Origin of the sequence: Halorubrum hochsteinianum, from assembly GCF_023702125.1 — an archaeon.
GTDB lineage: Archaea > Halobacteriota > Halobacteria > Halobacteriales > Haloferacaceae > Halorubrum > Halorubrum hochsteinianum.
Map to the genome: position 1 here is coordinate 1,880,181 of NZ_CP098415.1, position 22,575 is coordinate 1,902,755.

Below are 22,575 nucleotides of genomic sequence, written 5' to 3' on the forward strand. Positions count from 1 at the left end.
ACGCAAGCGTTGGTATGCTGGATTACTTCGACATGGAGTCGACGCTGTCCGAGGAGGAGCGCCTCCTCGTCGATTCCGCCCGCTCGTTCATCGACGGCGAGGTGCCGGACATGGGAGACCACTGGATCGACGGCACGTTCCCGACGGAGCTCATCCCGAAGATGGGCGAGATGGGGTTCTACGCGCCGAACCTCGACGGCTACGGCCTGCCGGACGTGAGCGAACGGGCGTACGGCCTGTTGATGCGGGAGCTGGAGGCGTGCGACTCCGGACTCCGCTCGATGGCGAGCGTCCAGGGCGCGCTGGTGATGTACCCGATCCACGCGTTCGGTAGCGACGAGCAGAAGGAGGAGTGGCTACCGCGACTCGGCGGGGGCGAGGCGGTCGGCTGCTTCGGGCTCACCGAGCCGGAACACGGGTCGAACCCCTCGGCGATGGAGACGATGGCCGAGCCGGACGGCGACGAGTACGTCCTGAACGGCTCGAAGACGTGGATCACGAACTCCCCGATCGCCGACGTCGCGGTCGTGTGGGCGAAGGACCACGGCGAGGAGGGGACGCCCGTCCGCGGGTTCCTCGTCGAGACGGACCGCGACGGCGTCACGACGAACAAGATCGACGAGAAGCTCAGCCTCCGGGCGTCGATCACGGGCGAGATCAGCCTCCAGAACGTCCGCGTCCCGGCCGAGAACCGGCTCCCCGGCGTCTCCGGGATGAAGGGCCCGCTGTCGTGTCTCACGCAGGCCCGCTACGGCATCGCGTGGGGCGCGGTCGGCGCGGCCGCGGACTGCTTCGAGGTCGCCCGCGAGTACGCCACCGACCGCGAGCAGTTCGGCAAGCCGATCGGCGGCTTCCAGATGCAACAGGAGAAGCTCGCGGAGATGGCGACGCAGATCACGCTCGCGCAGCTGCTCGCCCACCGGCTCGCCGACCTGAAGGAGGCGGGCGAGATGCGGCCGCAACACGTCTCGATGGCCAAGCGGAACAACGTCCGGACCGCCCGCGACCAGTCGCGGATCGCCCGCGAGATGCTCGGCGGCAACGGGATCACCGCCGACTACTCGCCGATGCGCCACATGGCGAACATGGAGACGGTGTACACCTACGAGGGCACCCACGACATCCACACGCTGATCCTCGGCGAGGACATCACCGGGATGCAGGCGTACCAGTAAGCGGCCGCCACCGACACGCTCTTGCGCTCGCGCGCCCGATCTCACGCCGACATGCGCGTGCGAGACTGGGACGACATTCTCGCGGACGTCGCGAGCGACGCGACCGACCCCGACGGCTGGCGGGCCGTCGCCGGCTCCCGCCGCGGCGGCCTCGGCGAAGACCTCTACTTCGGCCACCCGAGCGTCGGACTCTACCACCTGAAGACGTACGCGAAGAACCCCCGCGACCTCCGCGGCGTCGGGACGCGCGTCGCCCGCAAGGTCGACGACGAGCTCGACCCGCTCCTGCCGGACGCCGACAGCGACGGCCGGTTCGCCGTCCGGTCGGCCCCCGAGGACGAGGAGCACGCGGAGGAGATGGCGACGCGGCTCACGGAGACGCTGCGGGTCCACGCCGAAGCGCCGACCGACCCCGACCACCTCTTCGAGGACGTGATGGAGGCGGTCGAGTCGCCCGCGTTCGGCCCGATGGAGTACGAGTTCGACGGGCGGCCCGACGAGCTCGACGAGCTGTCGGACACCTTCGAAGGGGCCGAGGAGCTGCTCACCTCGGAGCTCGACGACCTGATCGAGGAGGACGACGTCGACCGCGGCTTCCACTGACACCGGCGAGCGCGGCCGTCGCGGCCGACCGTCGAGCGGACCGGGGTCGAGAGCGCCACATCGGTTTTATCCGTCCGCCGCCAACGGAACGCATGGGTCTCAAAGCAGACACCGCGAACGGCGTGATATCGCTCGGCATCGGCGTCGCAGTCACCTGGCTCGCAGCCGGCGACGGGGACCACGACACGACCGACCTCCTCGTCGCGGTCGCCATTAGCTCCTTCCTGTCGGGCTTTTTCACGAGCTACTTCGCGAAGTGACCGCCGGGCGCTGACGGGCGTCGGGAGCGCCCCCTCAGATCGCAGTCACCCACGCCTTGTACGCCTCGTCGAGCTCGTACACCTCGCGGAAGGCGCGCTCCATGAACCCCGCGACGCGGTTCGCGTCCGACCGCGCGGTGACGACGGCGTTGGTCCCCTCGGCCTCCTCCGGGCTGACCAGCTCGCCGATCCGGAACTCGGGGAACTCGGAGAGGAGCGACTTCAGCCGCTCTAACTCCTCGTCGGTACAGTCCAGTATCAGCTCCGTGCCCGCGAGCTGGATCCACGGCGGCACCTCGCCGCCCTCGGTGTCGTCGCTGTCGGGGTCGACGTCGACGGTCATCACGTCGCCGGAGCGTGCGCGGTGCGCGGCCGCCGCGTCGGCGAACAGTTTCAGCCGCTCGTCCTCGGTCGCGGCGTCGAATCGGGTCATACCTCCGCTCGGCCGCGACGGGGCTTAAAAATCCGCACTCCGTCCCGGCGGGGCCGCGCCGGTCCGGCCCGGCTCACTCCCGCTCCGTCTCCGCCAGCACGTCGCCGACGACGGAAAGCGTCTCCTCGGCCGTTTCGACCCGCTCTGCGGCCTCGTCGCGCTCGATCAGCGACAGATCGTCGTCACCGAGCGTGTGGCGCACCTCGGCCGCGCGGCGGAGCCGCTCGTACTCGTCGCTCCGCGCGAGTTCGCGCACCTCGCGCAGCGTCGCGACGACCTCGTCGTCGGCGATCCGCCCGACGAGCGGGACCAGCTCGTCGATTTCGTAGGCGAGCTCGTCGCCCGGCTTCGGCGGCCAGTCGAGCGTCAGCGGCTCGCCGCCGAGCCGTTCGAGGTAGGTCCGGTGGACCGCGACCGCGGTGCGGAGCGCCCCCGGGTCGTCGACGTAGTGCTCCAGCTTGGAGTTCGTGTAGTCGGCGTACTCCAGCAGCGTCGCCGGCGGCTCCTCGCCGGCGGCGTGCGTCTCGACGTACTCCGCGAGGTCCGTCGGCGGCACGTCGACGTCGACGAACGGCGTCCCGTCGGCGCGGTCGAGGAACTCGAACACCTCCCGGGCGGACGTCGACTTGAAGAACTCGCGGAACGCCTCGCGGACCGCCTCGTCGTACGCCTCGATCGGATCGCGGAGGAGAGCGAGGTCGGCGTCGAGGTCGGCGTCGGCCATCTCGGCGACCTCGCGGAGCTCGTCGAGCCGCGACTCGAGGCGCTTCCGGGCCTCGCGGGCCGCCTTCCGGGCCGCCCGGTAGTCGTCGACCGCGTCGTCGTACGCCTCAAGGAGGTCGACGAACTCCCCGGCCGGCTCCAGCGCTTCCCGGGCGGCGGCGATGTCCCCCTCGGAGAGCCGGCGCTTGTCCACCGCCTCGTCGGCCGCCTCGAAGGCGTCGCCGGCGGGGACCTCGTCGCCGACGTCGACCGCCTCGCCGAACTCGCCGCGGAACCGGACGTACGACTCGAAGTCGCCGGAGCCCACCGCGTCCTCCTCGTAGCGGTCGAGGACGCGGTGCGCCAGCCGGTAGGCGTCCGCGGCGGCCTCGACCCGGTCGCGGCCGTACCCGTCGATCCGCGATTCGATCCGCCGGAGCTCGTCGTAGCGCTCGCGGAGCCGCGCGGCCGCCTCCCCCGCCTCGGCGACGGGGTCGTCGGCGTCGCTCTCGGCGTCGTCGCGGGCGGTCCGGGCGCTCCCCGCCCCGCCGTCCCCGTCCGCCATCGGTCAGTACACCTCGTCGGGGTCGAAGACGCGCTCGCCGACGTTCTCGCCGTCTATCGTCCGGTGGAAACACGACCGGTGGCCGGTGTGGCAGGCCCCGCCCGTCTGCTCGACGAGGTACAGCAGGGTGTCGGCGTCGCAGTCAACCCGGACCTCCCGGACCGACTGGGTGTGGCCCGAGGAGCCGCCCTTGTGCCACAGCTCCTCGCGGGACCGGGAGTAGTAGTGGGCCTCGCCGGTCTCGCGGGTGCGCGCTAAGGCCTCGGGCGAGACGTACGCCAACATTAGCACTTCGCCGGAGTCGGCGTCCTGCGCGACCGCCGGCACCAGCCCGTCCTCGCCGAAGTCGACGTCGATCGGCTCGGCCTCCGCGTCGGCGTCACTCATGGCTGTCCGGAGGCGTGGCGCTCGAATAGTCCTTGTGTCTGCGGTCACCGCCCGGGAACGGATCGACGGCGGGCCGCCCCGCGACTGCTACGCGTCCGGGTCGCGCCGCAGGACGAGCGCGTCGCCGTCGGCGTACGCGTCCGGTCGCCGCTCGACGACCTCGAAGCCGAGCGACTCGTACAGCGCGAGCGCGGCGTCGTTGTCGGGGTGGGCCTGAAGCGTCACCGGGCCGTCGGCGTCGGCGATCGCCGCGCGCAGCAGCGCGCGCCCCCGTCCCTCGCGCCTGAACGCGGGCGCGACGACCAGCTCCGCGAGGTGGACCCCGCGGCGGTTCGGGCCGTCGACCGGGAGCAGATAGCCGACGACGCGGCCGTCCGCGACGCTCACGCGGGCGGCCCCCACCGCGAGCCCGTACTCCAAGAGGTCCGGGCTCGGCTGCCGGAGGTGCGACTGGAGCTCGCGGATCCGGTCGGCGTCGCCGGGCCGACCGGGGCGGACTCGGGGGTCGGAGTCGTCGGGTCTGGATCCGGAGTCGTCGGGTCCGGATCCGGAGTCGCGGTCCGCGTCGTCGCCCGCCATCTCACACCACCGCCCAGAGCGCGACGGCGACGGCCCCGCCGGCGAGCGTCGCGAGGAAGTTCACGGCCTGATTGCCGACCCGATCGCCCTCGATCAGGGCCCCGAGAAGGCTGTCGACGGTCATCCCGGCGACGCCCGCGGCGACGACGGCCCCGCCGGCGGCGACGCCTCCGGAGACGACCGGGTCGAAGAGGGGGGCTCCGACGGCGGCGAGCGCGCCGACGAGCAGCGCGCCGACGAGCCCGGCCAGTTCGCCCTGCCAGGTGATCGCGCCGTCGGTGCCCGGCTCGACGCGCCGGAGCGTCGTCACCAGCCGCGGCCCGTCGAAGAGGCCGCCGATCTCCGACGAGAGGGTGTCGGCCATCGCGGTCGCCGTCGCGCCGGCGAACAGGAAGCCGAGCGGGGCGGCCGGGAGCGCGAGGTGGGGCGCGGCCGCGTAGCCGACGACCGCCGCGAGCGCGACCGCGGAGTTCGCCAGCACGTTGCCGGTGCCGCGCGCGCCCTCGTTCTCCTGTGCGACCCCGCGTTCCGCCTTCTCGTCGAACCGGTACTTCGAGGCCAGCCCGCCGATCGCGTAGAAGGACATGAGCGTGAGGAACCAGCCGACGCCGCCGAGGACGACCGCGAGCAGCGCCGAGACGACGCCCGTGAGCATCCCCGCCACCGAGGCGGTGCCGATGGCGAACGAGACGTAGCCGAGCGCGCCCGTCACCGCGAGGCCGACGGCGATGAGCGGCGCGCCGACGGTCGGCTCCAAGGCGAGGAACCCCCACGTCGCGAACGCGACGAGGACGCTGGTGATGTGGGCGTCCCGCGAGAACACCAGCGAGCGGACGAGCGCGGCCGTCAGCGCGGCCGCCGCCGCGAGGAACGTCAAGAGCGGGACCGTCGCGCCGTCGACCGGCGCGCCGGTCTGGAGGCGGACCGCGACCTGCCCGGCGAGGGCGGCGGCCGTCCCGGCGGCGACGTAGCCGGCGACGAGCGTGAACTCGTCGCTCGTCTCGCGGGAGAGGAGCGTCCGGCCGAGGCGGCCGGCGGCGACCGCGAGCGTCGCGGCCGCGAACGCCTCGTACGGAAGCGGGACGCGCCCGAACGCGCGCGGCAGCGACGCGAAGAGGGCGAGCCCCGCGCCGGCGAGCGCGAAGGAGACGAGCCCGTAGAGGCGTTCTTCCTCGCGGTCGCCCGGGAGGGCGAGCGTCTCGAACAGTTCGCCGTCGCGGACGCCGAAGAAGGCGGCCCCGGCGACGGCGAAGAAGGGCACCGCGGCGGCGTCGCCGAGCGTCGGTGCGAGGGCCGCGAGGGCAGCCACCACGGCGAAGACACTCTCGCGTCGGACCCTCCGTATCACACCTCCGGCTACCCGCGACGACCACTTAACGGTCCCGACAGCCGTCGGGCGGTCGAGTCGGACGGACTCCGCGCGGGGGACGCCGGACAGACGCCGTTAGCAGGCCGTCAGTACCGGTACTCGTTGAATTGGACCGCGTGACCCTCCAGCACGCGGACGGACTCTTCCGGATCCTCCTCGTCGTCCCCGGTCCCGTCTTCGTGTGAGTCAACCACACTCATGTGCGACCGAAGCGGCCGCCAGCATATAACTGTTGTCCACGCGGCGGAGGTGACACCCTCAGCGAATCCGGCTTTTACCCGATGACGCGGTCGATCTCGCCGAGGTGGTCGAGGACGTGGTCGGGCGATTTCTCGGACGCCGCGAGGTCGTCCGCGTCGGTGACCCCGGAGCGGACGAGGACGCTCGTCATCCCGGCGCGCTCGCCGAGCGCGACGTCCGTGTCGAGCCGGTCGCCCACGACGAGACACTCCTCCGGCGGGTACGGGAGTCGCTCGCGGACCATCTCGATCGCGGTGTCCGACGGCTTCCCGAGGACGGCGTCGGGATCGCGCTCGGCGACGCCGGCGATCGCGTTGATCACGGCCCCGGACCCGGGCACGTCGCGCTCGGGGGCCGGGATCACCACGTCGGGGTCGGTGCCGATGAAGGGGATGTCGCGCTCCAAGGCCCACAGCGCCGTACAGAGGTCCTCGTAGTCGAACTCGCGGTCGATGGAGGCGACCAGCGCGTCGGCGGCGTCGACGTCGTCGGTCGTCGACAACCCCGCCGCCTCGAACTGGTCGAGCAGTCCGGGGTCGGCGACGCAGAGCAGATCGTCGTCGGCGTGGTGTCGCCGGAGGTACCGCGTCGTCACGCTGCCCGCGGTGAAGACGCGGTCGGCGTCGACGTCGTACCCGGCCGCCCCGAGGCGGTCGACGTACGCGGGCGGTGCCTTCGTCGGGTTGTTCGAGACGAACAGCGTCTCGATCCCGGCCTCGCGGAGCCGGCGGTACCCCGCGGGAGCGCCCGGGATCGGCTCGTCGCCGCGCACGACCGTACCGTCGACGTCGAGGACGGCACCGCTGAATTCCATGCCGGGAATGCGCGCGCCACGGCCGTAGGGGTTGCGCCCGGATCCGTGTCGGACGACTTGGATCCTCGCCGGACGATCGCCGCGGGCGACGGTCGCGGACCCGAACGCGATCACGAACTCGGTACCAGTTCCATCTTCGGGATAACGGAAGGGTAAAGCGGCAGCGTTCCGTACCGATGTCCACTGTGACGACGACCCAGGTGACCCTCGTCCAGATCGACAACTACGGTCCGTGGACGACGACGCCGGAGCCACGTCGCGAGATGGACCTCCAGACGCTCCAGTCGCGCCTCTTCGCCGACGTGGCGCAGTTCCTCGGCCACCGCGACGCCTACGTCTTCTTCACCAGATTCGACAACATGATCGCGGTGACGAACGGCGTCGACGGCGCGGCCCACGCGACCCTTCAGGAGTCGATCGGCAACCGCTACCCGGTCAGCGTCAGCCTCGGGACCGCCGTCGCCGAGCGTCCCGTCGACGCGCTGGAGGCCGCGAACCGACGGCTCCAGACCGCGGGCAGCGCCCAAGACGAGAGTCGCACGGAGGTGCTCGCCGGGGAGTACCTCTCGGAGACGAACCGGTCGGACCTCCAGGTCGCGCACTTCGACGTGGTCAACGCGACCGGGAAGTACACCGACCGACTCAACGAGTTCGACACGTTCATCAACATCGAACGGGCGTACGGCTCGCTGATGCGCCACCTCCGCGAGGCGCACGGGGCCCTCTCCTTCTTCGTCGGCGGCGACAACGTCGTGGCGGTCTGCCCGGACCTGCCCGAGACGGCGTTCTCGGCGGCGGTCGACCACGTCCGGGACGACGTTGACATCGAGCTACAGGTCGGGGTCGGGCAGGGGGCCTCCGCGCACGAGGCCGGCTTCGCGGCCAAACACGCCCTCGAAGACTGCCGCCACGCCGGGACGAGCGTCGAACTGTTCGGCGCGCCCGCCGTCAGCGACTGACCACGGGACGCGCTGCGGATCGGGGCCGAGGAGCACCAACCGAAATCAACTCTGATAATTTCGGTGCGAGATTTTTATACACCCGTCAGGAACCCCCGATCAGCATGTCAGAGGATATAGTGTTCGTCTGTACGGCGGACGGCTGTGACGAGGGCCCGTGGGAGGGCTCGCACGACGCGATGGCGCACTGCTCCGAACACCCCGACCACGGCTACACCGGGATGCCGCGGTCGGAGATCGACCCGAGCCGCGAGGTCATCCCCGCGACCGCGACGCGGGAACGCGACAATCGGAACCTCCAGCACAAGGGGCATCCGAAGGGTGCGTACGCGCAGAACGACTGACACGTCTCGGCGGACGGACCGCGCCCCCGGCGTCCGCCCCCGCCGCTGGTCTCGGCTCCCGGTCCTCGCCGCGCGCCGGCGCGGGGGACCGCGCTCGAACCGGTAGCCCTCCCCGTTCGCCCGATCCGGCGGCGTTTATGAGCGACCCGGGCGTACGTCCGCGCATGGTCTCGGAGATCTTCGACCCCGACGCGTGGGAGCCCGTCACCGACGAGTTCGACGACATCACCTACCACCGCGCGGTCGACGTCCCCGCGGTCCGGATCGCCTTCGATCGGCCCGCGGTCCGGAACGCCTTCCGGCCGGGCACGGTCGACGAGCTGTACGCCGCGCTCGACCACGCCCGCAAGCAGGCCGACGTGGGCTGCGTCCTCCTCACCGGCAACGGCCCCTCCGAGAAGGACGGCGGCTGGGCGTTCTGTTCGGGCGGCGACCAGTCGGTCCGCGGCGGCTCCGGCTACGAGTACCGCGACGACGACGAGGCGGGCGACGAGGACGATCCGCTCGTCAAGGAGGCCCGCGCCGGCCGGCTCCACATCCTCGAAGTCCAGCGGCTGATCCGGTTCATGCCCAAGCCCGTCGTCGCGGTCGTCCCGGGCTGGGCGGTCGGCGGCGGCCACTCGCTGCACGTGATCTGCGACATGACCCTCGCCAGCGAGGAGCACGGGAAGTTCCTCCAGACCGACCCCGACGTGGCCTCCTTCGACGGCGGGTTCGGATCCGCGTACCTCGCGAAACAGATCGGGCAGAAGAAGGCCCGCGAGGTGTTCTTCCGCGGGAAGACCTACTCCGCCGCGGAGGCCGAAGACATGGGGATGGTCAACGATGTAATCGCCCACGAGGAGTTAGAGGAGGTGGCTCTGGAGTGGGCCGACGAGATGACGCGGAAGTCCCCGACCGCGATGCGGATGCTGAAGTACGCGTTCAACATGGCCGACGACGGCATGGTCGGTCAGCAGGTGTTCGCCGGCGAGGCGACCCGGCTGGCGTACATGACCGACGAGGCGGCCGAGGGCCGCGACGCGTTCCTTGAGGGTCGCGAGCCGAACTTCCGGGAGTATCCCTGGCACTACTGAGCGCCGGAGACCGCCGCGGGTGAGGCGGATTCGGCGTCCCTCGCCGCCGTCGCCGAGGTCACCTACAAGTACTCCGCCGTGATATCTCTCCACATGCTCGTCGAGGACGTGATGACGACGGAGCTCGTGACCTGCGACGCCGACGCCACGGTCCGGGACGCCGCGGAGCGGATGCTCCGCAACCGGGTCGGGAGCGTCGTCGTCACGAACGGCGGGACGCCCGCCGGGATCCTCACCGAGAGCGACGTCCTCCACGCCGCCTACGCGACCGACGATCCGCTGTCGACGATTCCGGTACAGAAGGCGGCGAGCGCCCCGCTCGTCACCGTCAGGCCCGACGCCACACTCAGGACCGCGACGGACCGCATGCGATCGGAGGGCGTCAAGAAGCTCGTCGTCGTCGACGGTGTGACGCCGGCCGGGATCGTCACCACCCAGGATGTCATCGACAACTACGCCGGGATCCGACGCGAGGTTCACGACCTCGCGACGGACGCGACGGGGTGGTCGGAGCGCTCCGACGGCTTCGGCGACTGAGGAATCCGGGCGGCCGGCGCGTCGACCCCTCAGTCGTCGCCGACGATCCCCTCCGCGACCGCCATGTCGTCGACCGAGGGGTCGTCCTCGGACGCGCGGAGGACGAACCGCTTGCGGATCAGGTCGGCCACGTAGATGGCCGTCCCGATGATGACCAGCGTGTCGCCGGGGAGCCGCGCCCAGAACAGCGTCTGGACGAGGCCGCCGTCGTAGAACTCGAGGCTGCGCGCGGCGGCGTATCCCTCCGTGAACGCCACGTCGAGCTGGAGGAAGCCGACCGGGAGCAGCGAGACGCCGACCATCAGCGCGAGCCCGACGTTCCAGAGCCAGAACGACGCCCGGAGCCACGAGCCGTCCCAGCGGTCGGGGTCGATCGACAGCTGGAGCATGTACGCGACCATGCCCAGCGCGAGGAAGCCGAACGCGCCGAACATCGCGGCGTGGGCGTGGCCGACGGTGAGGTACGTACCGTGCTCGTAGTAGTTGATCAGCGGGAGGTTGATGAAGAAGCCGAGGACACCCGCCCCGACGAAGTTCCAGATCCCGCTGGCGACGATGAACATGAACGGGAGCGTGTAGGGGAACCCGCTCTCGCCCATCGCGCGGTACTGGCCGACCGCCTCGTAGAGGATGAAGATCAGCGGGAGCAGTTCCAGCGTCGAGAAGACGCTCCCGATCGGGACCCAGTAGTCCGGCATCCCGATCCACCAGTAGTGGTGCGAGACGCCGATGACGCCGGTGCCCATCACCAAGAGCGCCTGAAGCATCACCGCCTTCTCCGCGCTGCGCCGCGAGAGCAGGTTCATCGAGACGAGCGTTAGCCCGATGATGGCGACGATGAAGAACTCGAACGCGCCCTCGACCCACATGTGGACGACCCACCACCGCCAGAACTCGGTGACGGCGATGTTCGTCGACGGCGTGAACAGGAAGCCAGCGACGAACAGCAGGGTGATCGAGCCGCCCGCGTAGAGGATCATGTGCGCCAGCCCGTACACCGGCTCGCGGTCGAGCAGCGGCTTGAGCCCGCGGATCGCGAGCACCGCCCAGAGGACGAAGCCGGCGAGCAGGCCGAACTGCCACACCTTCCCGACTTCGAGGTACTCCAGCCCCTCGTTGCCGAGCAGCCACCACAGCTCGCCCGGGAGGTAGCCGTTCGCGCCGAGCCAGATGCCGCCCATGCCGCCGACCACGACGACGACGAGCGCGCCCAGCAGGACGTTCACGTACGTCCCCTGCCGCTTCGGCTCGTGGCCGGTCAAGAGCGGCGGGAGGAACAGGCCGGCTCCGAGCCACGTCGACGCGATCCAGAGGATGCCGAGGTCGATGTGCCACGTCTTCGCGATGGAGAAGGGGAGCAGTTGGAGGATGTGGACCCCGAAGATCGTCTCGACCCCGAAGAACCCGGCCCGCTCGATGTAGAAGTGCGCCAGCAGGCCGCCCAACAGCACCTGCGCCAAGAACAGCCCCGCGGCGATGGGGACGAACCGGAGCGCGGCGCGCTGGCTCGGGAAGACGCTCACGTCGCCCGGTTTCGGCACCGAGATCCCCTCGGCGGACGGCTCGGGGAGCTTCACCGACTTGTACAGCAGGATCGCCGCGCCCGCGGCCCCGACGAGCAGCACCATCGCGATCACGCTCCAGATCATTGCGGAGCCGGTGGCGTCGTTGCCGGCCCCCGGCTGGTAGGGCCATTCGTTCGTGTACGAGTGGTCCGCGTTCGGCCGGTCGGTGTGCGAGAACCACGCCGTCCACAGCGCGAAGTCGGCGAACGACTCGGCCTCCTCGGTTGAGTCGATCATCTCGACCGGGACGCCCCGGTCGTGGTCCCCCTCGTGGTAGCGCTCGACGTACGTCTCGCGGACCTGCTCGTGGGCGTACGCCTCCGCGGCGGAGTACTCGACGACGCCGCTCCCGTCGTGGGCGGTGTCGAGTTCGTCGCGGACTAAGGCGTCGATCCGCGACCGCTCGCCGGAGTCGAGCGCGTCGTACGCCGCGCCGTACTCGGCGTCGGCGTAGTACTCGCGCATGTGTTGGGTCTTCAGCTCCAGCGTCTCGGCGGTGTAGTCCTCGCCGTAGTACGCCCCGTTGCCGAGGATCGACCCGTGGTTCATCAGCCCGTACTGCTGGAACGCCTCCTTCCCGTCCTGGACCTCGGCCCCCGTCACGATCGTCTCGCCGTCGGGACCGACGACCTCGTCCGGGATCGGCGGTGCCTCCTGATACGCGAACCACGCCCCGGCTCCCATCACGACTAGGTTCAACAGGCTGTGTTGAATCGCTGTAAGGCGTAGAGATTCACTGTTTGACGAAGCGCTTGATGTTGTAGACCATACACATCAGAGCGATCTCGCGGAACTCACGGAACCAGGACCGCGCTCGCACGGCGAAGCCGAGCGAGCGCTTCACAGCCGAGTTCACGGTTTCGGTCATAGAGCGCTGATTGTAGCGATTATCGTCGATTCTGGCGTTGTGTGCGTGGTCGTACGGCGCGAAGATGCGGTGCTTGATCAGCGGTCTGATCCCAAGATCGCGTAATCCTTCGCGGAGCGATTTCTTGTCGTAGCCCTTATCGGCCGCAAGAGACCGCAGATCGCCCGCGTTCCGGCGGGCGATCTGCTCAGCGAGATCTGCGTCACTTCCTTCTCGGTTCGTCGAGCAGTGAACGTCAAGGACAGCTTGCGACGCTGTATCGACGAGTTTCGTGACTTTCAGCTTTTGAACGCGGTAGCTGATTCGCTGGCAGTAGTGGCGGCTGGCTGGTGAGCGGTCGTAGAATGTGGCGTCGATCGCGGCGTGTTCGGAGAGATCGTGCAGCTGCGCCGACTGGCGCAGCAGCACTCGACAAACACTCATACTGATCCGGTCGAACGCCTTACACAACGTGGACGGCGCAGGGAGATCGGCCGCGCTGAGGCCGATCTCCCCGGTTATTTGTGGCATCTCTTTGAGCAGGCCGATCGTCATGCGGTACGATGTATCGAGGTAAATTCGCAGACAGTGGAGGGAAACGAGTGCGTAGTCGGCGAATCCGCCGCCGCCTTCCGGGGCGGCGGATTCGCCTCCATCGCCAGTAACTCTTTGAGCAACCGGCACAACCTCCCCGATGAAGCGGGAGATTTGTGTCATAGGCAACCGAATCTTCCCGCTTCAACGCCTTTGATTTAGCGACCTACCCTGCCGCCGTATGGCGATTCAACACAGCCCCCGTAACCAAACGACTTCCCGTTCGCCAGCCGTGGCCGGCGTATGGAGTACACGACGCTGGGCGGTTCGGGGACGAAGGTCAGTCGCATCGGAATCGGGACCAACACGTTCGGCGGCGACGCCGAGTGGCACCTGTCCGCGGCGGAGGCGCAGGAGGTCGTCGACACCGCCGTCGAACACGGGATCAACTTCTTCGACACCGCCAACGCGTACAACGCCGGCGAGAGCGAGCGCGTCCTCGGGGAGGCGCTCGACGGGTACGACGCCGACCGACAGGTCGTCGCCACGAAGGTGTACTTCCAGATGGACGACGACGACCCGAACTCCGGCGGGCTCTCGCGGAAGGCGATCGAGCAGGAGCTCGCGAACAGCCTCGACCGGCTCGGCATGGAGACGATCGACCTCTATCAGATCCACCGCTGGGACGACGAGACGCCCATCGAGGAGACGCTGCGCGCGCTCACGGACGCCGTCGAGCGGGGGCAGGTGCGGCATCTCGGCGCGTCGTCGATGTGGGCTCACCAGTTCGCCGACGCGGTCCACGCGGCGGACCGAGGGGGTCACGAGCCGTTCGTCACGATGCAGAACCACTACAACCTCGCCTACCGAGAGGAGGAGCGCGAGATGGTGCCGTTCTGCGAGCAGAACGACGTCGGACTGATCCCGTGGAGCCCGCTCGCGCGCGGGTTCCTCACTCGCCCGCACGACGAACTCGAGGCGACCGTCCGCGGCGAGACGGACCAGTACCTCCACGAGCGGCTCCGGACGTACGCGGCGAACGGCGGCCGCGAGATCAACGAGCGCGTCGCGGAGCTCGCCGACGAGAAGGGCGTGAAGATGGCGCAGATCGCGCTGTCATGGCTGCTCCATCAGGACGCCGTCGACGCCCCGATCATCGGGGCACGGAAGCCCGAGTACGTCGTCGACGCCGTCGAGGCGCTCGACATCGACCTGTCCGCGTCCGATCTCGACTGGTTGGCAGAGCCGTACGAGCCGGTGCCGGTGGATGGCCACAGCTGAGACCGCGCATCGACTCAGGGCGAGCCGCTGTGGTGTTTCGTTCGCACGCGCGAGCCCCCGGGCGCGTGACCCCGAGGGAGACCGACCCGCATCCATCATGATTTACCGTTGATATTATGTCGGGGCCGGTCGGTACGTGAGGTATGGGGACACGTCACAACCTCACCGAGTACGAGGAGCGTCGGGCCGCGTTCGACTGGACGGACGTCTACGACGAGGCCGACTGGGACGCACCGGCCGAGCTGAACATCGCCCACGAGACGGTCGACCGTCACGCGACGGACCGCGACGCGGTCGCGCTGTATCAGGTCGGGACCGACGGCGAGCCCACGACGCTGACGTTCTGGGAGCTCGCCGACCGGTCCGCCCAGTTCGCGAACGTCTTGGAGACGCTCGGCGTCGCCGCCGGCGACCGCGTCGTCTCGTACATGCCGCGCATCCCCGAACACTACGTGGCGATGATCGGGACGCTCAAGCGCGGGGCCGTCTGGGGGAGCGTCAACGAGCGGTTCGGGCCCGAGGGGATCGCGTATCGGCTCCGCGACTGTGACGCGAGCGCGGTGGTGACGACGACCGACAACCGCGAGACGATCGCCGACGCGCTCGCCGACGCGCCGAGCGTCGACCACGTCATCACCGTCGACCGCGGCGGCGGTGCCCCGCCCGCGGACACCGTGTTCGGCCCCGCGCTCGACGACGCGGCGACGTCCTACGAGACGGCCGCGACCGGCGGGGAGGACGACGCCCTCCTCTACTACACCTCCGGGACGACCGGGCCGGCGAAGGGCGTCCTCCACAGGCAGCGCTGGATCGCCGGGGTCGCGGCCACCCAGCGCGACGCGGTCGACCTCCAGCCCGGCGACCTCTACTGGAGCACGGGCGATCTCGGGTGGCTGACGGGCGCGATCAACACGCTCGGCGCGTGGTTCTGGGGGACGGCGCTGTTCACGTACGAGGGGGAGTTCGACCCCGAGACGTGGGCTGACCTGCTCGACGAGTACCCGATCACGGTGCTCTTCTCGGTGCCGACGGCCTACCGGATGCTGCGCGAAAACGAGGCGGTCCTCGACGGGGTCGACCTCGACCTCCGGCACGCCCTCTCGATCGGCGAGCCGCTCAGCGCCGGCGTCGTCGAGTGGGGCGAGGCGACGCTGGACGTGACGATCCTCGACACCTACGGGCAGACGGAGACGGGGAACATGATCATCAACAACTACCCCACGATGGAGGTCCGCCCCGGGTCGATGGGGAAACCCCTCCCCGGCATCGAGGCCGAGGTTGTCGACCCGGACACCGGCGAGGTGCTCGACCCCGGGGAGACCGGCGAGATCGCCCAGCGGGGCGACTACCCCTGCTTCTTCGCGGAGTACTGGGAGCAGCCAGAGAAGACGGCCTCGTGTTTCGTCGACGGCCCCGACGGCGAGTGGTACCTCTCCGGCGACCTCGCGCACAAGGACGAGGACGGCTACTTCTGGTTCGAGGGGCGGGCCGACGACATCATCCTCTCGGCGGGGTATCGCATCGGCCCCTTCGAGGTCGAGAGTTCGCTGGGCGAACACGAGGCGGTGGCCGAGGCCGCGGTCGTCCCGAAGCCGCACCCGGAGCGGGGCAACATCGTGAAGGCGTACGTCGTGCCGAGCGAGGGGGCGACGCCCTCCGACGACCTCAAAGCCGAGATCAAAGACCACGTGAAAACGGAGCTCTCCGCCCACGAGTACCCGCGGGAACTGGAGTTCCGCACGGAACTGCCGAAGACGGTCACCGGAAAGATCCGGCGCACGGAGCTCCAAGACGACGCCGAGGCCGACGCCGAAGCGTAGCCCGGAGCGACGCGCTCGACACCCCCGGTCGAGTTTGTCGCTGCCCGAACGAGTGAGACCGCGGAGGGAGGCGACACGGGTTTCCCGTCGGGGGGGCAACCCCGACCGATGGCACAACGTTCGCTTCCGGTCCGCGCGCTGTGGTTCGTGTTCGTCGGCTGGTGGGCGACGCCGATCGTCGTCAACGTCGCGTGGGCGCTCAACGTGACGGTCGTCCTGCTGCCGGTCGGCATCAAGCTCATCAACCTCGTGCCGACGGTGCTCACCCTCGCGGAGCCGCGGTCGCTCTCGGAGCCGGAGTCGGCGCGCGGGCAGCGCTCGCTCGTCGTCCGCGGGGTCTACTTCGTCCTCGTCGGCTGGTGGCTGAGCCTGCTGTGGGCGAACGTCGCGTCGGTCCTCGCGGTCACGGTCGTGGGGCTGCCGGTCGCGGTCTGGATGCTCAACCGGCTTCCGTACGTCACGTCGCTGTACCGGTTCCACGGCTGATCCCGACCACGCCGCCCGGTCGGCGGGGTCGACTCGGGACACGACACGCCAGCGCAAGAGGTAATTCGCTGGCTCCGCGTGGAGACGCATGGACGACACCCCGCTACACGAGCGGATGCGACGGTACGAGGCGCTAGCGAGTGAGGCGAGGAAGACGGCCGAGCGGCGCGACGAGGTGGGGAAAGCGATCGGGAAGCGACTGGCGGCGTCGGTCACCGACGCCGTCGAGCGGGAGGGGGCGAACGTCGAGGTGCTCGGTCGGTCCGCGGACGGGGGCCGGTATCGGTTCGCGGCGCGGCTCGACCGGGCGGCGCTCGTCGCCGCGCTGACGGAGACGCTCCCCGACGGGTTCGTCGTCTCGCACGTCAACGACGACGGCACCCTCTCGGTGGAGTGGACCGGCGACGAGCGGACGCCGTCGAAGCGCCAACACGGCGCAGTTCTGAAGGCCATCGTCGCCGAGGAGATGGTCGTAGACGACGACGGGCTGGTCGAGTCGGTGCCGACGCGCGACCGGGTGCTCGCGCGGGCGGTCGAGCTGGGCGTCGACGAGGGCGACGCCGCCGCGCGGCTGGACCGGCTGGCGACGCTGGAGGTCGTCGATCTCGACGACGGGTACGTCTACCCGGACGAGAACTTCTCGCGGTACTGAGCGCGGTCGGCGAGCGGTGCGTTCGGGGGCGGCGCGGCCGCGGTCGGACGCGCCGACTCCGGTCCGGGCGAGGTCACCAGTCCCGCGACACCGGCGTCTCGCTGGCGTCGACGTTCGCGAGCAGCCACGCCGCGGCGTCGTCGAGCGCCGCGTCGTCGGTCGCGGTCACCTTCAGGCGGTTGTGCTCGGCCTCGCGGTCGGGGTAACAGCCCACGACCACGTCGAACCGGTCCATCGCCTCCTCCAAGGCGTCGATGATGTTCGACTCCGGCTCGACGGTGTAGAGGAACCGGGAGCGGCGGTCGCCAGCGAACTCGTCGGCGACCGTCTCGAAGGTCGCCTTCAGTTCGTCCGGAATCCCCGGCATGACGTACACGCCGTCGAGGACGCAGCCCGGCGCGAGCCCCGCCTCGGTCACGAGCGGCCGGCTCCCCTCGGGGATCGCCGCCTCGGCCGCGACGTCCACGTCGAACTCGCGGTCGGGAACCTGCTCGCGGATCGCCGCGAGCCGCCGCTCGACCGACTCGCGCGTGATGTCGGTGACGACCATCTCGCGGTCGAACGCGTCCGCGACCGCCTCCATCGTCACGTCGTCCGGCGTGCTGCCGAGCCCGCCGGTGACGATCACGGCGTCGAACGCGGCGGCGTACTCGCGCACCCGCGCCGCGATCTCGGCCCTGTCGTCCGGGATCGACAGGATGCGGCCCACGGCGACGCCGCGCTCGCTCAGCTCGCCGGCGAGCCAGTTCGCGTTCGTGTTCACCGTGTCCCCCGAGAGCAGTTCGTCCCCGACCGTGATCAGCGCGACCTCCATCGATCGACCGTTCGGCCGGGCGAGGGATGTACGTTTCCCGACGGACTCACCCAAACGATGATTAGAGATCGGGACCTCGGTGGGCAGGTGACACGCGACACCACGCGCCGCGCGGTCCTCGCGAGCGCCCTCGCGGCCGGCACCGCCGGGCTGGCCGCGAGCGACGCGGCCGACCTCCTCGACTCGTTCGCGCCCCTGTCCGGCGACGCGTGGGACGCCGCCGACCGCTCGTTCCCGGAGACCGTCGAGAGCCCGCACGGCCCGGCCGCGGTCGCCCGCGACGAGTTCGGCGTGCCGCGGGTCTCGGCCGACGACGAGTCCGCCGCGTACTTCGCGGTCGGCTACTGTCAGGCGTTCGACCGCCTGTTCGCGATGGACCTCCAGCGCAGGGTGATGCGCGGCCGGCTCTCGGCGGTGATCGGCGAGGCGACGCTGTCGAGCGACGAGTTCAACGTCGCGATGGGCTTTTCCGAGGCCGCCGAGGCCACGTGGGAGGTCGTCGCCGAGAGCCGCGCCGGGCCCCTCGTCGAGGCGTTCGCCGACGGCGTCAACGCCGCGATGGAGGACCTGCCGCTCCCGCTGGAGTTCGAACTGATCGGCTACGAGCCGGAGCCGTGGACGCCGGTCGACTCGATGCTGATGGAGAAGCAGATCTCGTGGACGCTCACCGGCGACTTCGGCGAACTGCGGCGCGCGCTCGTCGCCGACCGCCTCGGCGAGGAGCGGGCGGCGACGCTGTTCCCGACGCGGTACGACCACGACGACCCGATCCTCGACGGGACGGAGACGCGGCTGAGCGAGGCGACCGAGCGCGCGACCGCGGAGCGGTCGGCGTCGGACCGGTCGGCCGCGAGGTCGGCGGTCGGATCGGCCGCCCCGGTCGACCCCGAACTGACCGACTGGCTCTCCGGCTTCGAGTCGCCGACCGGCGTCGGCTCGAACAGTTGGGTCGTCTCCGGCGAGCACACCGAGAGCGGGACGCCGGTACTCGCGTACGACCCGCACCTCTCGTTACAAGCGCCGCCGCTGTGGTACGAGCAGGCGGTCGAGACGCCCGAGCGGTCGGTCCGGGGCGCGACGTTCTCCGGCGTCCCGTTCGTCATCGCGGGCGCGAACGACCGCGGCGCGTGGTCGTTCACCAACCTCGGCGCGGACGTCCTCGACTGCTACCGCTACGAGGTCGGCGACGCGGGCGACGAGTACCGGTACGACGGGGAGTGGCGCTCGTTCGAGGTCGACGAGACGCGGACGATCCCCGTCGCCGGCGGCGAGGACCGCGACCTCCGGGTGCGCCGCACCGTCCACGGCCCCCTGATCGAGCGCGAGGGGCGGACGGTCGGCGTGGCGTGGACCGGCCACACCGCGACGCGGACCACGGTCGCCATCGAGGCGTACGGGCGCAGCGAGGGGATCGACGACGTACTCGCGGCGACGCGGGACTTCGACCTCCCGACGCAGAACCTCGTGTACGCGGACGCCGACGGACGGACCCTGTACTTCGCGACCGGGCGGCTGCCGATCCGCCGGATCGACGGCGAGGTCGTCGACGGCGACCGGATCTTCGACGGCTCCGCCGGGGAGGGCGAGTGGGACGGGTTCGAGCCGTTCGGCGAGTCCTCGTGGGACGGGTTCGTCCCCTTCGCCGAGAAGCCGCACGCGATCGACCCGGACGTCCTCTCGACGGCCAACCAGCGCCCGATCGACGACCCGACCCGCTACGTCGGGACCGCCTACGCGACCCCGTACCGCGGGTCTCGGATCGCGGCGCGGCTGGACGCCGCGGTCGACGGGGAGGGCGTCACCGATCCGGCGTTCCACCGCGGCCTCCAGAGCGACGTGCGCGACGGCCGCGCGCCCGAACTCGTCCCCGAGGTGGTCGCCGCCGTCCGCGACGAGGCCGGGGGCGACGCGTCGGACTCCGACCAGTCGCTCGTCGACGCCGCAGACACCCTCGACGAGTGGGACTACCGAATGGCTCGCGGCTCTCGCGCCGCGCTGCTGTTCGCCCGCTACCTCCCGCAGTTCCGCGAGCGCGTCTTCGGGCCCGCCTTCACCGACGCCGACCTCGGCGAGGCGTACTACCCGAGCGACTGGACGCTCGCGCGGCTCCCGGACGACGACCCGCTGTTCGACGGGCGATCGCGGGCGACGCTCGCCGTCCGGGCGCTCGGCGACGCGCTGGAGGAGATCGACGACGAGGGGTGGGAGACGTACGGCGACTACAACACCACCCGCGCGATGGACCACCCCCTCGGGGGCGAGGCCCCGTTCCTGAACTACGGCGACCTGCCCGCCGACGGCTCGCCCGCGACGGTGAAGAACTACCGCGTCGAGTCCGCCGTCGGGTCGAGCTGGCGGATGGTGGTGCGGCCGGGGACCGACGCCGCGGCGGTCCTCCCGGGCGGCAACTCCGGCGACTACTTCTCCGACCACTACGACGACCAGCTCCGGCGGTGGCTCGACAACGACCAGCGCCCGATGCCGCTCGGGGACGGCGGCGAGCCCGCGGCGCGGTTCCGCTCGTCCGAGGAGGGGTCCCGATGAGCGGTTCGCCGTCGCTCCGCGAGCGCGTCAGGACCGAGCCGCGCCCGCACGCCGTCGCGCTGCTCGTCGCCCTCGGCGTCGGCGTCGCGCTCGCGACGGTCCACTGGGTCGGGCTGGTCGCGGCCGGCGCGCTCGCGTCGCTCGCTGCCCCGACGGTCCCCCGGGGCGTCGCGTACGCGCTGGCGGCCGGCGTCGTCGCGCTCGCCGCGTTCGCCGCGTCGATCGGACCCGCGGCCGCCGCCGTGCCGGGGATGCGCCCGGTCGTCTACGTCACCGTCGGGGCCGGGCTGGGGCTGCCGCTCCTCGGGTCGCTCGCCCGCGTCGTCGTCTCCTGACGCGTCGGAGTCGGTCGGTTCCGGGAGGTATCAGTCCGACCGAGGGCGGCTCAGTCCAGCCGCTCAAAGTCGGTCACGGTCTCGTCGGTCTCGACGTCGCCCGTGTTGCGCGTCTCGCTCGGCTCGAACAGCAGGATCTCGGCCTCGGGCTCCGCGACCGGGCGGTGTTCGGTCCCGCGCGGGACGACCGCGAACTCGCCCGGCTCCAGCACGGTGTCGGACCCCTCGCGGAACTCGATCCGGAGCCGGCCGGCGTGGACGAGGAACAGCTCGTCGGCGTCCTCGTGTTCGTGCCAGACGAACTCCCCGTCGGCCTTCGCGAGCTTCACCGCCTGCCCGTTGAGTTCGCCCGCGAGCCGCGGGGACCACGTCTCGTCGAACGAGTCGAACGCCTCGGCGAGCGCCACCTTCTCCATACCGGCGGTCGGCGGCGGAGCGGTAAAACCGCTGTCCACCGGCGGTCGAGGACGGCTCCCCGACCGGGACGCTCCGGATATATATCGCTCCGGAGCGGTCCGGACCGCTCCGCCGGTCGCGATACACCTCATATAAGCGTTTACGACAGGTCTCGCCGTGCCGCGACGTATGGCAGCGACTCACGCGGACGAGGGGAGCGAGCCGATCCGGGCGGCGCGGTCGGCGCTCCGGGTCGAGCGGCGGCGGGTCGTCGACGAGCGGGAGGCGTTCCGGGCGTTCCGCGGCCGCGTGTCGTCGATCCCGGACGAGAGCGCGTGCGCCGACCCGGCGGACAGCGCGGGGATCGGCGGTCCGGGCGGGACCCGCGCCCCCGGCGGCGCGCGCGGCGGGTTCGGCGGCGCGACGGACGGCGGAGTCGGACTCGGCGGCCCGGCGACCCCCTCCGGCTCGCGGCTCGTCGCCGTGCGGGACGCGTACCGGTCGACGGTGATGTCGGTCCCGCACTACGAGGCGGAGTACGACGACACCTACGAGCGGAGCCTCGCCGAGGAGTTCGGTCCGGAACTCGCGTACGCGCTCACCCGGACGAACTGCTTCCGCGAGGAGTACAAGCGCTCGCTCCTGAGCGCGGTCGAGACCGCGGTCCAGAAGCGCGAGGCGTTCCTCGACGCGCTGAAGTCGGAGGTCGAGTCGGTCGAGCGCGCGCGGTCCAGACTCGATCCGGTCCGGGAGGAGATCGCGGCCATCGACGAGGAGCTCGGCGGCGACGGGGAGCGGGAGGCCGGCCGCGACGACGGGGACGGAGCGACCGCCGACTTCGGCGCGCTCGACGCCTGTCGGACCCGGACCGAGACGCTCCGCGAAGACTGCGACCGGATCGCGGCCCGCCGGCAGCGCGTGCTCGCGGACCACGAGCGTCGCCTCGCGCTGAGCGAGGACCTCGACCTCCCGGCGTACTGCTATCAGGACCTCGACGTGACGTACCCGGTCCTCGCGGCCGTCGGCGCGGTCGGCGACCGACTGGATACGCTTCGCCGTCGGATCGAGCGTGAGATGGGACGGGCGCGCTGATACGTTTCAGATTATCAGCTCTCAGCCGACACGAACACCGCCTGCGCCTGCCTCGCGACTGCCCCTTCGAGTCCCGCCCCGCCACAGCAACACCGGAAGACGGTCGCCTCGCTCCGCTCGGCGCTGCGTCTTCCGTACTCCCGCTCGCTCCCTCCGGTCGCTCACG

At 70.7% G+C, this 22,575-nt stretch carries 24 protein-coding genes; 14 read left to right on the forward strand and 10 right to left on the reverse strand.

All coding sequences use genetic code 11. From position 1 onward, the window contains the following. The first annotated feature begins 14 nt into the window (after positions 1–14). From NAF06_RS09430 to NAF06_RS09440, 3 genes are all read left to right on the forward strand, one after another. The gene (locus NAF06_RS09430; RefSeq protein ID WP_008583993.1) at positions 15–1,175 is read left to right on the forward strand and encodes an acyl-CoA dehydrogenase family protein; all 1,161 of its coding nucleotides are present in this window, start codon (positions 15–17) and stop codon (positions 1,173–1,175) included. Between the two features lie 51 nt (positions 1,176–1,226). Beyond that, entirely contained in the window at positions 1,227–1,778 is a 552-nt protein-coding gene (locus tag NAF06_RS09435) for a hypothetical protein (RefSeq protein WP_008583991.1), read from the forward strand. Between the two features lie 92 nt (positions 1,779–1,870). Next, the gene (locus tag NAF06_RS09440) at positions 1,871–2,038 is read left to right on the forward strand and encodes a hypothetical protein (protein WP_008583989.1); all 168 of its coding nucleotides are present in this window, start codon (positions 1,871–1,873) and stop codon (positions 2,036–2,038) included. Positions 2,039–2,072: 34 nt separating this feature from the next. Here NAF06_RS09440 and NAF06_RS09445 read toward each other — a convergent pair whose 3' ends face one another. From NAF06_RS09445 to NAF06_RS09470, 6 genes are all read right to left on the reverse strand, one after another. Further along, positions 2,073–2,471 carry a DUF7975 family protein gene (locus NAF06_RS09445; RefSeq protein ID WP_008583988.1) on the reverse strand — a complete coding sequence of 133 codons (399 nt, stop codon included), beginning with the start codon at positions 2,469–2,471 and terminating at the stop codon, positions 2,073–2,075. Positions 2,472–2,544: 73 nt separating this feature from the next. Beyond that, positions 2,545–3,738 carry a DUF7118 family protein gene (locus NAF06_RS09450; protein WP_008583986.1) on the reverse strand — a complete coding sequence of 398 codons (1,194 nt, stop codon included), beginning with the start codon at positions 3,736–3,738 and terminating at the stop codon, positions 2,545–2,547. Between the two features lie 3 nt (positions 3,739–3,741). Beyond that, on the reverse strand, positions 3,742–4,125 hold the full coding sequence (gene hisI / locus NAF06_RS09455) for a phosphoribosyl-AMP cyclohydrolase (protein ID WP_008583984.1): 384 nt from the start codon (positions 4,123–4,125) through the stop codon (positions 3,742–3,744). 87 nt (positions 4,126–4,212) lie between these two features. After that, a complete protein-coding gene (locus tag NAF06_RS09460; protein ID WP_008583982.1) occupies positions 4,213–4,704 on the reverse strand; it encodes a GNAT family N-acetyltransferase in 492 nt (163 codons plus the stop codon). A 1-nt stretch (position 4,705) separates the two neighbouring features. Beyond that, positions 4,706–6,052 (reverse strand): DUF92 domain-containing protein, encoded by a 1,347-nt coding sequence (locus NAF06_RS09465; RefSeq protein ID WP_049908754.1) that lies wholly within the window; start codon positions 6,050–6,052, stop codon positions 4,706–4,708. Between the two features lie 295 nt (positions 6,053–6,347). Beyond that, positions 6,348–7,127, reverse strand: a complete 780-nt coding sequence (locus NAF06_RS09470; protein WP_008583973.1) for an HAD-IIA family hydrolase — start codon at positions 7,125–7,127, stop codon at positions 6,348–6,350. Between the two features lie 185 nt (positions 7,128–7,312). Between NAF06_RS09470 and NAF06_RS09475 the strand changes: the two genes are divergently transcribed. The 4 genes from NAF06_RS09475 to NAF06_RS09490 all read left to right on the forward strand — a co-directional run bounded on the left by NAF06_RS09475 (position 7,313) and on the right by NAF06_RS09490 (position 10,043). Further along, positions 7,313–8,086: a GTP cyclohydrolase III gene (locus NAF06_RS09475; RefSeq protein WP_008583972.1), complete on the forward strand. Its 774-nt coding sequence runs from the start codon at positions 7,313–7,315 to the stop codon at positions 8,084–8,086. Between the two features lie 104 nt (positions 8,087–8,190). Then, complete coding sequence (locus NAF06_RS09480; protein WP_049908752.1) at positions 8,191–8,430, forward strand: hypothetical protein; 240 nt, start codon at positions 8,191–8,193, stop codon at positions 8,428–8,430. A 164-nt stretch (positions 8,431–8,594) separates the two neighbouring features. Then, positions 8,595–9,506 carry a 1,4-dihydroxy-2-naphthoyl-CoA synthase gene (locus NAF06_RS09485; protein ID WP_008583968.1) on the forward strand — a complete coding sequence of 304 codons (912 nt, stop codon included), beginning with the start codon at positions 8,595–8,597 and terminating at the stop codon, positions 9,504–9,506. A 93-nt stretch (positions 9,507–9,599) separates the two neighbouring features. After that, positions 9,600–10,043: a CBS domain-containing protein gene (locus tag NAF06_RS09490; protein ID WP_008583966.1), complete on the forward strand. Its 444-nt coding sequence runs from the start codon at positions 9,600–9,602 to the stop codon at positions 10,041–10,043. Between the two features lie 29 nt (positions 10,044–10,072). On the opposite strand, the gene NAF06_RS09495 is transcribed toward NAF06_RS09490, so the two are convergent. Beyond that, entirely contained in the window at positions 10,073–12,292 is a 2,220-nt protein-coding gene (locus NAF06_RS09495) for a nitric-oxide reductase large subunit (RefSeq protein ID WP_008583964.1), read from the reverse strand. A gap of 49 nt (positions 12,293–12,341) precedes the next feature. Then, positions 12,342–13,172, reverse strand: a complete 831-nt coding sequence (locus tag NAF06_RS09500; protein ID WP_251106146.1) for an IS5 family transposase — start codon at positions 13,170–13,172, stop codon at positions 12,342–12,344. Between the two features lie 120 nt (positions 13,173–13,292). On the opposite strand from NAF06_RS09500, the gene NAF06_RS09505 reads away from it, so the two are divergent. The 4 genes from NAF06_RS09505 (at position 13,293) to NAF06_RS09520 (ending at position 17,228) form a co-directional block, all read left to right on the forward strand. After that, positions 13,293–14,270, forward strand: a complete 978-nt coding sequence (locus NAF06_RS09505; RefSeq protein ID WP_008583942.1) for an aldo/keto reductase — start codon at positions 13,293–13,295, stop codon at positions 14,268–14,270. Between the two features lie 143 nt (positions 14,271–14,413). Beyond that, positions 14,414–16,090 carry an acetate--CoA ligase gene (locus NAF06_RS09510; protein WP_008583940.1) on the forward strand — a complete coding sequence of 559 codons (1,677 nt, stop codon included), beginning with the start codon at positions 14,414–14,416 and terminating at the stop codon, positions 16,088–16,090. A 108-nt stretch (positions 16,091–16,198) separates the two neighbouring features. Continuing rightward, positions 16,199–16,576 (forward strand): YccF domain-containing protein, encoded by a 378-nt coding sequence (locus tag NAF06_RS09515; RefSeq protein ID WP_008583939.1) that lies wholly within the window; start codon positions 16,199–16,201, stop codon positions 16,574–16,576. A gap of 88 nt (positions 16,577–16,664) precedes the next feature. Further along, complete coding sequence (locus tag NAF06_RS09520) at positions 16,665–17,228, forward strand: hypothetical protein (protein WP_008583936.1); 564 nt, start codon at positions 16,665–16,667, stop codon at positions 17,226–17,228. A 73-nt stretch (positions 17,229–17,301) separates the two neighbouring features. Here the strand turns inward: NAF06_RS09520 and NAF06_RS09525 are convergent, their stop codons facing one another. Continuing rightward, the gene (locus NAF06_RS09525; RefSeq protein WP_008583934.1) at positions 17,302–18,042 is read right to left on the reverse strand and encodes a competence/damage-inducible protein A; all 741 of its coding nucleotides are present in this window, start codon (positions 18,040–18,042) and stop codon (positions 17,302–17,304) included. An 87-nt stretch (positions 18,043–18,129) separates the two neighbouring features. Between NAF06_RS09525 and NAF06_RS09530 the strand changes: the two genes are divergently transcribed. After that, entirely contained in the window at positions 18,130–20,586 is a 2,457-nt protein-coding gene (locus NAF06_RS09530) for a penicillin acylase family protein (protein ID WP_008583933.1), read from the forward strand. Beyond that, positions 20,583–20,921, forward strand: a complete 339-nt coding sequence (locus tag NAF06_RS09535; protein WP_008583931.1) for a hypothetical protein — start codon at positions 20,583–20,585, stop codon at positions 20,919–20,921. Before NAF06_RS09530 ends, NAF06_RS09535 begins: the two co-directional genes overlap by 4 nt. Before the next feature lie 50 nt (positions 20,922–20,971). On the opposite strand, the gene NAF06_RS09540 is transcribed toward NAF06_RS09535, so the two are convergent. Next, on the reverse strand, positions 20,972–21,337 hold the full coding sequence (locus NAF06_RS09540) for a cupin domain-containing protein (RefSeq protein ID WP_008583929.1): 366 nt from the start codon (positions 21,335–21,337) through the stop codon (positions 20,972–20,974). 169 nt (positions 21,338–21,506) lie between these two features. Between NAF06_RS09540 and NAF06_RS09545 the strand changes: the two genes are divergently transcribed. Continuing rightward, complete coding sequence (locus tag NAF06_RS09545; RefSeq protein WP_008583928.1) at positions 21,507–22,409, forward strand: DUF7260 family protein; 903 nt, start codon at positions 21,507–21,509, stop codon at positions 22,407–22,409. The last annotated feature ends 166 nt before the right edge of the window (positions 22,410–22,575 follow it).